A 14181-nucleotide genomic window follows, 5' to 3' on the forward strand; every position below is an offset into this window, starting at 1 on the left:
TTCTCGAATCCGACATTTGGCCGCAAGGCCAAAGATTTGGTAGCAATGGTGGCAACTTGTTCTGGCGAACAAGTGTCGGATACGACTATCCGACCTACTCTGTATGAGGGAAATGACATGGATTATCGGCGCTATTACCAAGCTGGCGGCACCTACTTTTTCACCGTGGTGTCGTATCGGCGTGAGCCGATATTAATCCAACCCGAAGTGCGCGTGGCGGTGCGCCAAGCGATTGAAACCGTGCGGAAGCGCTATCCGTTTGAAATTTCGGCATGGGTGCTGCTGCCGGACCATTTGCATACCATTTGGCAATTGCCGGAAAATGATGTGGATTTTTCCGAGCGCTGGCGACAGATTAAGCGGCATAGCCAATATATTTTGAAAAATGAATATCCCAAGCTTTGGCAACCGCGTTTTTGGGAGCATTATATTCGTGATGAAAAAGATTTTGCCCGCCATTATGATTATGTGCATTTTAATCCCGTGAAGCATGGTTATGTGCAGCAGGCCGCCGATTGGCCGTATTCCACCTTTCATCGTTGTGTGAAGCAAGGTATTTATTCGCACAATTGGGGCGGCGGCCAACAGGATTTTACGGCTGATTATGATGAGTAGGTCGGATTCTTGAATCCGACATTTGGCCGCTAGGCCAAAGATTAGCGGCAATGGTAGGAAAGCTTGTTCTTGCAAACAAGTGTCGGATACGAGTATCCGACCTACGGCTGAACAACAATATTTTTCAGGTAGCCTGAAACCGATAAAATTGAAATAACCCGAAGCGAGAGAAAAAAATGCCCAAACGTACCGACCTAAAATCCATCCTCATCATCGGCGCCGGCCCTATTGTTATCGGCCAAGCCTGTGAATTCGACTATTCCGGCGCGCAGGCCTGTAAGGCTTTGCGCGAAGAGGGCTATAAAGTCATCCTCGTCAATTCCAATCCGGCCACGATTATGACCGACCCCGATATGGCCGATGTCACCTATATCGAGCCGATTATGTGGCAAACGGTGGAAAAGATTATCGCCAAAGAGCGCCCCGATGCCATTTTGCCCACCATGGGCGGGCAAACGGCGCTCAATTGCGCGCTGGATTTGGCCAAACACGGCGTGTTGGCGAAATACGATGTGGAGCTGATTGGCGCCACGGAAGATGCGATTGATAAAGCCGAAGACCGCGGCCGCTTTAAAGAGGCGATGGCGAAAATCGGCCTGCACACGCCGCAATCGTTTGTGTGCCACACCATGGAAGAATCGCTGGCGGCGCAGGCCGAAGTGGGCTTTCCCACGCTGATTCGCCCCTCGTTTACCATGGGCGGCTCCGGCGGCGGCATTGCTTATAATAAAGACGAATTTCTGGCCATTTGCGAGCGCGGTTTCGATGCGTCGCCCACGCATGAGTTGCTGATTGAGCAATCGGTGTTGGGCTGGAAAGAATATGAAATGGAAGTGGTGCGCGACCGCAACGACAACTGCATCATCATCTGCTCGATTGAAAACTTCGACCCGATGGGCGTACACACGGGCGACTCGATTACGGTTGCCCCCGCGCAAACGCTCACCGACAAAGAATACCAAATCATGCGCAATGCCAGCTTGGCGGTGTTGCGTGAAATCGGTGTCGACACCGGCGGCTCGAATGTGCAGTTTGCGGTGAATCCGGCCAACGGCGAGATGATTGTGATTGAGATGAACCCGCGCGTGAGCCGTTCTTCCGCGCTGGCCTCCAAAGCCACCGGTTTTCCGATTGCCAAAGTGGCGGCCAAGCTGGCGGTGGGCTACACGCTCAATGAATTGCAAAACGACATCACCGGCGGGCGCACGCCGGCTTCGTTTGAGCCGAGTATTGATTATGTGGTCACCAAAATCCCGCGTTTTGCGTTTGAAAAATTCCCCGCCGCCGACGACCGCCTCACCACGCAGATGAAATCGGTGGGCGAGGTGATGGCGATGGGGCGCACCATTCAAGAATCAATGCAGAAAGCCTTGCGCGGCCTGGAAACAGGCTTGTGCGGCTTTAACCCGAAAAGCGCCGATAAATCGCTGATTCGCAGCGAATTGGCCAACCCCGGCCCCGACCGCATTTTATATGTGGCCGATGCGTTCCGCGCCGGTTTCAGCGCAGAAGAAATCCACGAAATCTGCGCCATCGACCCGTGGTTTTTGGCGCAAATCGAAGACATTGTGCAAGAAGAGCAAAAAGTTTCAGACGGCCTGTTAAGCGATTTGGATTATGACACCTTGCGCCGCTTGAAACGCAAAGGCTTTGCCGACCAGCGCTTGGCGCAATTGCTCAATATCAGCGAAACCGAAGTGCGCGCACACCGCTATGGTTTGAACTTGCATCCGGTGTATAAACGTGTCGACACCTGCGCGGCCGAGTTCCAATCCGACACCGCTTATCTTTATTCCACTTATGAAGAAGAATGCGAAGCGAGGCCGTCTGAAAACAAAAAAGTGATGATTTTAGGCGGCGGCCCCAACCGCATCGGCCAGGGCATCGAGTTTGACTATTGCTGCGTGCACGCCGCTTTGGCGCTGCGCGAATCGGGCTTTGAAACCATTATGGTCAATTGCAACCCCGAAACCGTGTCCACCGATTTCGACACTTCCGACCGCCTCTATTTCGAGCCGCTCACGCTGGAAGACGTGCTCGAAATCGTGCGCACCGAAAACCCGTGGGGCGTGATTGTGCATTACGGCGGCCAAACCCCGCTTAAATTGGCCAACGCGCTGGTGGAAAACGGCGTGAACATTATCGGCACCTCTGCCGACAGCATCGACGCCGCCGAAGACCGCGAGCGCTTCCAAAAAGTGCTCAACGATTTGGGCTTGCGCCAGCCGCCCAACCGCACCGCCCGCGCCGAAGAAGAAGCGCTGGTGTTGGCCGAAGAAATCGGCTATCCGCTGGTGGTGCGCCCCTCTTATGTGCTCGGCGGCCGCGCCATGCAGGTGGTGCACTCGGCCGATGATTTGAAAACCTATATGCGCGAAGCGGTGCAGGTGTCGAACGACAGCCCTGTGTTGCTCGACTTTTTCTTGAACAACGCCATCGAAGTGGACGTGGATTGCGTTTCAGACGGCCAACAAGTGGTGATTGGCGGCATTATGCAGCACGTTGAACAAGCCGGCATCCACTCGGGCGATTCGGGCTGCTCGTTGCCGCCTTATTCGCTTAGCGAAGAAGTGCAAGACGAAATCCGCCGCCAAACCCGCGCCATGGCTGAAGCCTTGGGCGTGGTGGGCTTGATGAACGTGCAATTTGCCGTGCAAGACGGCGTGGTGTATGTGCTCGAGGTCAACCCGCGCGCCAGCCGCACCGTGCCTTTTGTGTCCAAAGCCACCAGCGTGCCGCTGGCCAAAGTGGGCGCGCGCGCCATGGCGGGCATCAGCTTGCAGGCGCAAGGCGTTGAAAAAGAAGTGATTCCTGATTTTTATGCGGTGAAAGAAGCGGTGTTCCCGTTTATCAAATTCCCCGGTGTCGACACCATTCTCGGCCCCGAGATGCGCTCCACCGGCGAAGTGATGGGCGTGGGCGCTACCTTCTCCGAAGCCTACCTGAAAGCGCAATTGGGCGCAGGCGAGCGCCTGCCCGAAAGCGGCAAAGTGTTTATCGCCGTGCGCGATGAAGACAAACCGCTCACCGTCAAAACCGCGAAAAACTTCCAAGCGCTGGGCTACGATTTAATCGCCACCCGCGGCACCGCAGGCTACCTGAAAGCGCACGGCGTGGAAAATGTGGAAGTGGTCAACAAGGTAACAGAAGGCCGCCCGCACATTGTCGATGCGATTAAAAACGGCGAAATCGCCGTGGTGATCAACACCGTGAGCAGCGACGCGCAAGGCGTGAAAGACAGCCACAGCATCCGCCGCACCTCGCTCACCCAGCGCGTGCCGCAATACACCACCATCGCCGGCGGCGAAGCCCTGAGCGAAGGCGCCAAAAGCCTGAACAATATGGGCGTGTATAGTGTGCAGGAATTGCACGGGCGTTTGAAGAAATGATGTTTTAAACTTTTGAAGTGAAGCAGCAGGCCGTCTGAAAAGGGTTTCAGACGGCCTGTTGCTATTGTGCCATAGCCTGTAGGTCGGATTCTCGAATCCGACACTTGTTCGCAGAACAAGACACGCACATTGCTTTGGCCGATGGCCAAACGTCGGATTCAAGAATCCGACCTACGCGGTTGGTGCTATCGAACTGCTTTTATTTTGTAAGGTTATTTTTTAGAATTGGTATAACAAATGAAAAGGATGGATGATGCTGGAAAAGCTTACGATGGAAACGGCAATTGCCCACAGGATATACGAAGTTGCAGACAAACCGGGAGAAGAAGTGCAAATATTCATCGGCAAGCCGGTGCAATATGATCTGAATGAATGGCATTGTCCTTATCGGATTGTTGGCGCCGGAAAGGATTTGAATTTTCACATTGCTGCTGTTGACAGCATTCAGGCATTGCAATTGATTTGGCCTGTGGTTGATAGCGCCATCAGCGGCGCTGATTTATCGCTATTGTGGGGTGGTGGTAAAAACTTGGGTTTGGTATCTGAATAAGCCTTAAATCGGTTTGCCAAAGCCCTCTTGGCTTTGGATTTCAGCTGAAAGAGGTTTCATGCCAAACATCAAAAGTAATATATAAACAGGCAGACCTACGCGGATGGTGCTGTTTAACTGATTGTATTTTTTAATATTATTTTTTGAATTGGTATCATGCCTATCCCAAAAAAATCACCTTACTGCGTTGACTCGCCTTGCCATACTATCTGTATTGTCGCAGGCGCGCCGCCTTGTAAGCTTACTGTTTGAATGGGTTTCAGACGGCCTATTTGATGATTTATCTCAATGTGATTGACACAGAAAAAGCCTGTCTGAAAACCTTTCAAACAGGTTTTTTCAATACCAATCAACCCGCTGCCGCAACCATCAGCATCACCCCCAAACCCATCAGCAATATGCCGATAACGCGGTTGACCACCTGCTGTTTTTGCAGCAAACGGTTGCGCACGGCGGGGCTGGAGAGCACCACGGCCACAAAGGCAAACCACAGCAAATGCGCGGCGGACATAAACGCACCGTAGCCGATTTGAATGCCCAAAGGCGTGGCGGGGCTGACGATTTGGGTGAAGGTGCTGAGCACAAACAGCGTGGTTTTCGGGTTGAGCGCATTGGTGGCCAAGCCGTTTTTAAAGGCCGCCCAATCGCCGATGGCCTGTCCGCCGGCCTGCATCGCGGCCGATACGGGGCGGTGGCGGAAAGTGGTGTAGCCGATATACACCAAATAAGCCGCACCCAAGAGCTTCACCGCGTGGAAAAGGTTGGGCGATTGCAGCAGCAGAATGCTCACGCCCAAAAGCGTGTAGCCCACGTGTATCCACACCGCGGCGGCGATGCCGATGGCGGTGAAAATGCCGGCGCGGCGGCCGTAAAGATAGCTGTTGCGCGTGACCATGGCGAAATCGCCGCCGGGGCTGACAACGGCAAGCAGGGTGATGGCGGCAACGGCGAAAAGCTCTTGCATGGTGGGGTTCCTTTGGGGTGGGTTGATTTTGTTGGAGGTAAGGCAAACCTTGCGGTTTGCTGCCCTCTCCCTAACCCTCTCCCGCGGGAGAGGGAACTCGGATGCAGAAGCTGGAAATATTACAGACCACCTGAAATATTCTATGATTAATCATCTGTTTTAATTTTGCTATTTTTCAGACGGCCTACAACAGTTATTGCAGCAGAAATCTAATCCCCTCTCCGGCGGGAGAGGGCAGCAAGCCACAGGCTTGCATTCTGTGGCATACAGATACCAATCATTGCTTATCAAATCTATGTTCCAAAACCGAATTCTGCTTTAAGATAGGCCGTCTGAAAATCGATATATTTTCAATATAAAGGTGAGATTTTGGAACAGATTAAACGGCTGCCGCTCAAGGCGCTGAAGTTTTTCTTTTTTACTGCCAAACACGGCAGCCTCACGGCGGCCGCGGAGGCTTTGCACGTTACTCACGGGGCGGTGAGCAAGCAGCTGAAGCTGCTGGAAGCGCATCTGGGCACGGCTTTGTGGTTGAAAGAAGGCCGCCGGCTGCGGCTCTCGCCGGCGGGGCGGCAGTTGCAAGCGGCTTGCGGCGAGGCGTTTGCCGGGTTGGACGAGGTGCTGGGGCGTTTGCAGGGCGGCAAGAGCCGTGATTTGGTGGTGTCGTGCGAGCCGACTTTGGCGATGAAATGGCTGATTCCGCGCATCACCGCGTTTCCGCAAGATGCGGGTTTCAACGTGGTGATTTTGGCGGCCGGCGGCGCGGTGGATTTCGGGCGGCAATCGGTGGATGTGGCGATTCGGCGCAACGATTTTGCTTGGCCGGCAGGCATCGCGGCAGAGCGCTTGGGCGATGAAAAAATGGGCGCGGTGCAGATTCCCGCTTTGGCGCATTTCAGACGGCTGCACAGCCACAGCCGCCCCGAAGCCTGGAATGCGTGGCTGCAACACGGCGGGGCAGGCGCGGAAATGGCGGAAGACATGTATTTCGAGCATTTTTACCTGTCGATACAGGCCGCGGTGGCCGGGCTGGGCGTGGCGATGGCTTCGCAATGGATGGTGGTCGATGAAATTGAAAACGGGGTGTTGGCCGCACCCGAAGGCTTCAAACCCGACGGTTCGGCTTATTATCTGCTCTCGGCCGAGCCATTTGAAGCAGATGAGCGCAAACAGCGCTTTTTGGCTTGGATTCAGGCGCAGATGGGCGGGTAGCCGCTGCGGATTTTTGCCTGAGATTTGTTTTGCGAGAAGGAAGCGGAGGCCGTCTGAAAAATTTTCAGACGGCCTTGTGTTGTGTTGCCGCCGCAATACGGGTTGTTTGTCACGGTATCGGCTATCTGTTGCGGCAGTTTCGGCTATATGTAGTGAAATGCATAAAAAAGTGGCGCAACCTACGCGGTTGCTGAAATATTGATGTTTCAGACGGCCTTGTTACCGGCTGAAAAAAACGCGTGTGTGGATGAGCCACATCGTGTTCAGGTGACGGGTGGTTGTTTTCAGACGGCCATCAATCATGATGTTGAATCAATAGCTTGAGCGGTTTATCGCAGCATCGGCCATTGATTGCGGCAGCTTTGGTTGCGCAATGGTGCATATCGGGCATATTGTTTCAGACGGCCTTTTCCAGCAAGGCCGTCTGAATCTTTTTTAAGATTGCAACTATTTGATAAATCATATATAAACCGTTTTGTTGGTAAATATTAATATCAACACAACAAGAGGGCGGAAAATCAATGGATATTGTTGCGCGGCTGCAAAGCCTGCCGGTGGGCAGGTTTCACTACAAGCTTTTGGTGCTGGTGGGCTTGGGCTGGCTGTTTGATGCGATGGACACGGGCATGGTGTCGTTTGTGTTGGCCACGCTGGGCAAGGAATGGGGCTTGAGCCCGAAAGAATTGGGCTGGGTGGTGAGCATCGGCTTTGTGGGCATGGCCATCGGCGCGGTGATGGGCGGGCGCACGGCGGATAAAATCGGCCGCAAAACCGTGTTTGCGGTGAGCTTGGTGGTGTATAGCATTGCCACGGCTTTGTGTGCCGTGGCGCCGGATTTGGGCTGGCTGTTGGTGTTTCGCTTTTTTGTGGGCGTGGGGCTGGGGGCGCAATTGCCGGTGGCGGTGACGCTGGTGAGCGAATATGTGCCGGCCAAGGTGCGCGGGCGCTTTATTGTGCTGCTGGAGAGCTTTTGGGGCTTGGGCTGGCTGGCGGCGGCGCTGGTGTCTTACTTTTTCATTCCGCAATATGGCTGGCACAGCGCGTTTTTAATCGGCGGCTTGCCGATTTTTTATGTGTTTTTCATTTGGAAATACATTCCCGAATCGGTGCCTTATCTGATTAATAAAGGCCGGGTGGACGAGGCGCATGCGATTGTGAGCCGGCTTGAAGCCGAGGCGGGTTTGCCGGTGGCGGAAAAAGCGCTGGTGGCGCAGGCGGCATCAAAAGAGCCGTTGCGCTTCGGGCAACTCTGGCAGCCGCCGTTTGCCAAGCGCACGTTGATGTTGTGGCTGATTTGGTTTGGCATTGTGTTTTCGTATTACGGCATTTTCACTTGGCTGCCCAAGCTTTTGGTGGACCAGGGCTACACGGTAATCAAAACCTTCGAATATGTGTTGGTGATGATTCTGGCGCAGCTGCCGGGCTATTTTGCGGCGGCGGTGTTGGTGGAAAAAATCGGCCGCAAGGCCACGCTGGCGGGCTTTTTGTTTGCCTGCGCCATCTGCGCTTATTTTTTCGGCCAAGGCGGCAGCGTGACGGCGGTGGTGGTGTGGGGCTGTTTGATGTCGTTTTTCAACCTCGGCGCCTGGGGCGTGCTCTATACTTACACCCCCGAGCTTTATCCGGTGCGCTTTCGCGCTTTCGGCTCGGGCTGGGCGGGCGCGGTGGGGCGCGTGGGCGGCATTCTCGCGCCGATGGCTGTGGCCGCGCTGATCACGCAGCCTGAGGGCTTCAGCAAAATCTTTATGATGTTTACCGGTGTGTTGCTGGCGGTGGTGGCGGTGATTGTGCTTTTGGGCGAGGAAACGCGCGGGCGCACGCTGGAAGACATCAGCAGTTAGCATGAAAGTTATCGTGGAATGCATGAAAAACGATACGGGCTGTGTGTGGCAAACCATACACGCATAAGCCGTTTGACCCGCGTGCGCGGCTGCACCACACACGCTACGCACGGTTTGAGATTTATTTTTTGCGGCCGTTTTTCTTTGGCTTCACTTTCACTATAGAATGGATAGCAGGTCGTCTGAAAGAAAGGCTTCAGACGGCCTTTTTATGCGTGTGTGATGCGGTGGGCAAACGCTTTGTGTTAAGATTATGCAAATATATGCCGTCTGAAATTATTTCATACCCAACCTAAAAAAATAAGATAACAAGGCGACGAGCCGCAGACAGTACAGCGAATACGGCAAGGTGAGGCAACGCAGTTGGGTTGTTTTTTTAGGTTGGGTTTCAGACGGCCTCAATTAATGATGGGTTGATTTAGCATGAATGTTTCTATCGAAAAAGCGTTGCAGCAGCTCGACGGCCTGATTTTGGGCAAGCAGGCGGTGTTGCGCCAGTTGCTCGCCTGCATTTTGGCCGGCGGTCATGTGCTGCTCGAAGATGTGCCGGGCGTGGGCAAAACCACGTTGGCGCATGCGCTGGCGGCGGTGCTGGGGCTTGATTACCGGCGGGTGCAGTTTACCAACGATATGTTGCCGGCCGATTTGCTCGGCGTGAATGTTTACCGCCCCAATGAAGGGCGCTTTGAGTTTCATCCGGGGCCGGTGTTTCATTCGTTTTTGCTGGCCGACGAAATCAACCGCGCTTCGCCCAAGCTGCAATCGGCGCTGCTCGAAGCGATGGAGGAGCGTCAGGTGTCGGTGGACGGGCAAACTTATATGCTGCCCGCGCCTTTTGTGGTGGTGGCTACGCAAAATCCGAGCGAGCAGCTGGGCACATTTGCGCTGCCCGAATCGCAGCTCGACCGCTTTATGATGCGCTTGAGCCTGGGCTATCCGGATGCGGCGGCCGAAAAGCAGCTTTATGTACACGGCGACCGCCGCCGCGCGCTGCCGGCTTTGCAGGCGGTGTGTGATGCGCCGCTGTTGCAGCAATGGCAGCAGCAGGCGGCAGAGGTGAAATTTGCGCCGGCGGCGGCCGATTATGTGTATCGGCTGGTGCAGGCCACGCGCCAGCCGGGGCGCTTTGTGTTGGGTTTGAGCCCGCGGGCGGGGCTGGCGGTGGTGAATGCGGCCAAGGCGTGGGCGTTTATGCAGGGCAGGGGGCATGTGTTGCCCGACGACATCAAGGCGGTGTGGGTGGCGGTGGCGAATCACCGCTTGCAGCCGGTGCAGCAAGGGCCTGCCGGCGCGCAGATTTTGGCGGATTTGCTCCAGCATGTGGCCGTTGCCTAAGCCGCAGCCGCCGCTGGCGGCGGGACGCACACCGGCTTTGCGCGATCTGCATTGCCGCCCCACCGGGCTGGGCGCGGGGCTGGCGGTGATGGTGGGGCTTTTGTGGCTGGTGGGGCTCAATTATCAGGTGAATCTGGCTTATGCGGCGGCTTTTTGGCTGGCGGGCTTTGCCTTGGTGGCGGTGTTGATGAATCTGCGCCAGCTTTTGGGCGTGCAGATTGATGTGGTGCTGCCGCAGGAAGTGTTTGCCGGCGGCGAGGCCTGTTTGCGCCTGAGCATGCCGGATAATGTGCGTGCGCGCTGGCTGTGGCTTTGCAATGAAGACGATTATCTGCAAAGGCCGTCTGAAAGTGCTTTGTGGCAGCCTTGGCATGCGCAGGCTTTCGGGGGCGAAGCGGCATTTGAATGGCGTGTGCCGGCCGGGCGGCGCGGCTATTTGCGTGTGCCGCCGCTGCGCACCGCCGCCATTGCGCCTTTCGGCCTGAGTATGGTGCAATGTGTGTGGCATTGGCCGAGCGATGCGCTGGTGTATCCCGCACCCATATCGCATGATGTGCCTGCCCGAGCCGCCGGCACCGATGACACCGACCGCACGCGGGCGCCTTTGAGTGGCGGCGAGGATTTGGCTTATTTGCAGGCGCACCAGCCCGGTGCATCGTTGCAGCATGTGGCTTGGAAAAGCTATGCCAAAACCGGTGAAATGCTCGACAAGCGTTTTGAGAGCGAGCCGGCGGCGGTGGATAACACGGTGTTGTCTTATCTCGATTATCCGCCCGACACGCCCAAAGAGCGCCTGGCCGGCCTGCTCTGCCACCGTGTGCTCGAAGCCGAGCGGCGCGGGCTGGCTTATTCGCTGCAATTGCCCGAGCGCGTGATTGCGCCGCAAAACGGCCGGCGCGAACGCTGCTTGAGTGCGCTGGCTTTGTGGTAGGCATTCCGCAGGCTTTCAGACGGCCTGTTTTTATGGCGGCACGATTTAAACCGGCACAGTGCTTTTCTGCTTTGCCGTGTTATACCCATTCAAAAAAGTAAGCTGACAAGGCGGCGAGCCGCAAGCAGTACAGATAGTACGGCAAGGCGAGGCAACGAAGTTAGGTTATTTTTGGATTGGTATTATCTATGCAGACCCCAGCTTGCTGCTTGGTTGTGATTTAAACCGTGTCGCTATGCATTTTAAGTTTTTTCAAACCGATGGTTTCCATGTATATCCTCAATCCGCCTTTTCTGCGCCAAACGCCGCCGCGGCGCACGCAATTTGCCGTGCTGCTGGTGTTGTTGTGCTCGGCGCTGCCGCTGGCCGCTTCGTTGCCGCTGGTGGTGATGGCGCTGTTTGGCGGCCTGTGGCTGCTGCGGCTGGCTTTGTTGCGCTTGAACATCAGCAAAATCCCGCTGGCGGCGATGCTGCTGCTGATGGTGATGGCCGCGGTGTTGGTGTGGCAGCAGCTGGGCACGCTTTTCGGGCGTGAGGGCGGCATTGCTTTTTTGCTGCTGATGGTGATGCTCAAAGCGTTTGAGGGCAACACGCGGCGCGATTGGCAGGTGTTGCTTTTGGCGATGCTTTTCTTGGCGGGTGCGGGGGTGCTGTTGAACCAAAGCCTGCCGGTGGGCATTTGGCTGGTGCTCACGCTCGCGGCGGTGGGCGCCTGCATGGCGATGCTGGGCGGGTTGCCGCCCATGCAGGCGCTGCGGCGCGGCGCTTGGGCTTTGTTGCTCACGCTGCCTTTGATGGCGTTGCTGTTTGTGAGCGTGCCACGCTTAAGCGAGCCTTTGTGGCGCATTCCGCAGCAAAGCGGTGCAGCAGCGCAAACGGGTTTGTCCGACACCATGCAGCCGGGCAGCATCAGCAATCTTGTGCAGAGCAATGAATGGGTGGCGAATATCACGTTTTCAGACGGCTATATGCCGCAGCCGGGCGATTTATATTGGCGCGCCATTATTATGGGCGCGTTTGACGGCACGCGCTGGCAGGCGTTTGACGGTACTTATATCGATAGCGCCGAAGTGCCGGCCGCACCGCGCAGCGTGCATTATCAAATGATAGTGCGCGATCAGCAGGGCGTGCTGCCCGCGCTGGATTATCCGACCGATGTGCCGCCGGGTCTGACCGGCCGCCTGGGGCGGGTGGTGCGCGCCGAGCGCAGCCGCGAAGGTTTGCGCCGCATCGAATTGGCCGCCGCTTTGAGCGACACCTTGCCGCATCGCTTGAATGAGGGCGAGCGCGCTTATTACACCCGCCTGCCCGAGGGCAATCTGCAAACGCGGCTGCTGGCCGAGCGCTTGTGGCAGCAATCGGCGCACGAGCGCCAGTTTATCGACAATGTGCTGCATTATTACCGGCGCCAATCGTTTGCCTACACTTTGCAGCCGCCGAAAATGCCGGGCAGCAACGGCATCGATGAATTTATGTTTCAAGCGCGGCGCGGCTTTTGCGAACATTATGCGCAAAGCTTCGTGGTGATGATGCGCGCCGCCGGCCTGCCCGCGCGGGTGGTCACCGGCTATCACGGCGGCGAATACCATCAGGCCGGCGGCTTTTGGCAGCTGCGCAGCAAAGATGCACATGCGTGGGCAGAAGTGTGGCTGGCCGGTGAAGCGGCATGGTTGCGCGTGGATCCGACCGCGGCCGCCGCTTCGGTGCGCCCCGGCGCCAATCTGGAAGAAGCCCTGCCCGAAAGCGAGCGCGCCTTGTTGGCCGGCCACAGCGGCGCTTGGTCGCGCTGGAGCGAAACCGGCCAATATTACTGGCAGCAATGGGTGGTGAATTATGACCAAAGCAAGCAAAACAGCCTGTTTGCCGCGCTGGGCTTGGGCGGCTTCAATTGGAAAACGCTGCTGTTGGTGCTGCCCGTGGGGCTGCTGCTGGCGCTGTTGCCGCTTCTGCGCTGGTGGGCGGCCGGGCGGCGGCGCGATGTGTTGAATGAAGGCTTTATGCTGTTGAAATCGGCCTTGTTGGGCGATGACAACGAGCAGCTGGCCGCCGCCAGCGCAGGCGAAATCAAAGCCTTGTTGCAGCAGCACGGTATCGACGATGCACAATTGGTGCGGCTTTTGGATGAATACGAGCATTGGCTTTATGCCGCCGAGCCGCCGGCCGCGCGGGTGCAGCGGCGCTGGCTGCGCCAGGTACGCCGCGCGGCCGCGCGCTATCGGCGCTCGGCGCGGCAGGCCGTCTGAAAGGTTTTCAGACGGCCTCTGCATGCCGGTTGTAGATACCATCCCAGCATCATGCATACGATTGCGCCGTAAAAAAGCACGGTGTGCCTAGGGTCTGTTCACAATTCATCTCGTGGCAATCTTTTGGCTCAAAAACGCGCCTGCCGTGTTGAAAATGCTCGAAAGGTGTCCAACCTTGCTGCGCTTTTCGCCTTGCAAGCGCGCTTTTGCGCTCAAAATCTTACGCACGGATGAAATGTGAACAGACCCTAACTACGCATTAATTGTTGATTTTAATAGATGATATTTTGGTTAACTTGATTGGCAAACAAAAAGGCCGTCTGAAAGAAAATTTTCAGACGGCCTTTTTGTTTTTAACGATGGCCGCACACGCGGCAGGCGGGGTTTTTGTCGAAAGCGAGCCGCTGCCATTCGTTGGCGAGCGCATCGTAAAGCAGCAACTCGCCGCTTGCGTTTGCGCCTATGCCCATCAAGAGCTTGAGCGCTTCGGCCGCCTGTGTGGTGCCGATAATGCCCACCAAGGGTGAAAACACGCCGAACACGGCACAAGCGCCGTCGTTGGCAGATTCGCCGTCAAACAGGCAGGCGTAGCAGGGGGTGTCGGGCAGGTCGGGGCGGTAAACGGCAATCTGCCCCTCAAAGCGCACGGCGGCGCCGGAAACCAGCGGCGTGCGGGCGGCCACGCAGGCGCGGTTGACGGCTTGGCGGGTGGCGAAGTTGTCGCAACAGTCGAGCACAAGATCAACGCTTTGTGCCAGCTCAAGCAGGTGCGCTTCGCTCAGGCGCTCGTTGAGGGCGCTGATTTGTGTGCGGCTGTTGAGGGCATTCAGACGGCCTTGCAAAACCTCTGCCTTGCTTTGGCCGATGTCGGCTTCGCAAAAAGCGGTTTGGCGTTGCAGGTTGGTGTCGTCGATGGTGTCATCGTCGGCAATGATCAGCCGCCCCACGCCTGCTGCGGCCAAAAAGGGCAGTGCCGCCGCACCTAAGCCGCCGCAGCCGACCACCAACACGGCGGCATTGAGCAACTTTTGTTGGCCTTCGATGCCGATTTCGTCCAGCAGCAGGTGGCGGCTGTAGCGCAGCAGGTCGCGATCGTCCATG

General features: G+C 56.5%; 11 protein-coding genes. 8 read left to right on the forward strand and 3 right to left on the reverse strand.

Annotation, left to right across the window (positions count from 1 at the left end):
* The first annotated feature begins 117 nt into the window (after positions 1-117).
* From LVJ78_RS01630 to LVJ78_RS01640, 3 genes are all read left to right on the forward strand, one after another.
* Complete coding sequence (locus LVJ78_RS01630; RefSeq protein ID WP_132954277.1) at positions 118-615, forward strand: REP-associated tyrosine transposase; 498 nt, start codon at positions 118-120, stop codon at positions 613-615.
* 176 nt (positions 616-791) lie between these two features.
* Positions 792-4004 (forward strand): carbamoyl-phosphate synthase large subunit, encoded by a 3213-nt coding sequence (carB, locus tag LVJ78_RS01635; RefSeq protein ID WP_132954278.1) that lies wholly within the window; start codon positions 792-794, stop codon positions 4002-4004.
* Between the two features lie 250 nt (positions 4005-4254).
* Positions 4255-4554 carry a DUF6968 family protein gene (locus LVJ78_RS01640; protein ID WP_243650364.1) on the forward strand — a complete coding sequence of 100 codons (300 nt, stop codon included), beginning with the start codon at positions 4255-4257 and terminating at the stop codon, positions 4552-4554.
* 349 nt (positions 4555-4903) lie between these two features.
* On the opposite strand, the gene LVJ78_RS01645 is transcribed toward LVJ78_RS01640, so the two are convergent.
* Positions 4904-5518: a LysE family translocator gene (locus tag LVJ78_RS01645; protein WP_132954279.1), complete on the reverse strand. Its 615-nt coding sequence runs from the start codon at positions 5516-5518 to the stop codon at positions 4904-4906.
* A 369-nt stretch (positions 5519-5887) separates the two neighbouring features.
* Here LVJ78_RS01645 and LVJ78_RS01650 point away from each other — a divergent pair, with 369 nt between their 5' ends.
* Complete coding sequence (locus LVJ78_RS01650) at positions 5888-6730, forward strand: LysR family transcriptional regulator (RefSeq protein WP_132954280.1); 843 nt, start codon at positions 5888-5890, stop codon at positions 6728-6730.
* Here LVJ78_RS01650 and LVJ78_RS12450 read toward each other — a convergent pair.
* Positions 6709-6843, reverse strand: coding sequence for a hypothetical protein (locus LVJ78_RS12450; RefSeq protein ID WP_279387855.1), 135 nt, complete (start codon positions 6841-6843; stop codon positions 6709-6711). The genes LVJ78_RS01650 and LVJ78_RS12450 overlap by 22 nt on opposite strands.
* Before the next feature lie 408 nt (positions 6844-7251).
* Here LVJ78_RS12450 and LVJ78_RS01655 point away from each other — a divergent pair, with 408 nt between their 5' ends.
* From LVJ78_RS01655 to LVJ78_RS01670, 4 genes are all read left to right on the forward strand, one after another.
* Positions 7252-8571, forward strand: a complete 1320-nt coding sequence (locus LVJ78_RS01655) for an MFS transporter (RefSeq protein WP_132954281.1) — start codon at positions 7252-7254, stop codon at positions 8569-8571.
* A gap of 423 nt (positions 8572-8994) precedes the next feature.
* On the forward strand, positions 8995-9906 hold the full coding sequence (locus LVJ78_RS01660) for an AAA family ATPase (RefSeq protein ID WP_132954282.1): 912 nt from the start codon (positions 8995-8997) through the stop codon (positions 9904-9906).
* Positions 9890-10837: a DUF58 domain-containing protein gene (locus LVJ78_RS01665; protein ID WP_132954283.1), complete on the forward strand. Its 948-nt coding sequence runs from the start codon at positions 9890-9892 to the stop codon at positions 10835-10837. The genes LVJ78_RS01660 and LVJ78_RS01665 overlap by 17 nt, the downstream gene beginning before the upstream one ends.
* A 269-nt stretch (positions 10838-11106) precedes the next feature.
* The gene (locus LVJ78_RS01670) at positions 11107-13080 is read left to right on the forward strand and encodes a transglutaminase TgpA family protein (protein ID WP_132954284.1); all 1974 of its coding nucleotides are present in this window, start codon (positions 11107-11109) and stop codon (positions 13078-13080) included.
* Between the two features lie 353 nt (positions 13081-13433).
* Here the strand turns inward: LVJ78_RS01670 and LVJ78_RS01675 are convergent, their stop codons facing one another.
* Positions 13434-14180, reverse strand: coding sequence for a HesA/MoeB/ThiF family protein (locus LVJ78_RS01675; RefSeq protein ID WP_132954285.1), 747 nt, complete (start codon positions 14178-14180; stop codon positions 13434-13436).
* Position 14181 lies beyond the last annotated feature (1 nt).

The organism is Uruburuella suis, from assembly GCF_022870845.1.
Classification (GTDB): Bacteria; Pseudomonadota; Gammaproteobacteria; order Burkholderiales; family Neisseriaceae; genus Neisseria; species Neisseria suis.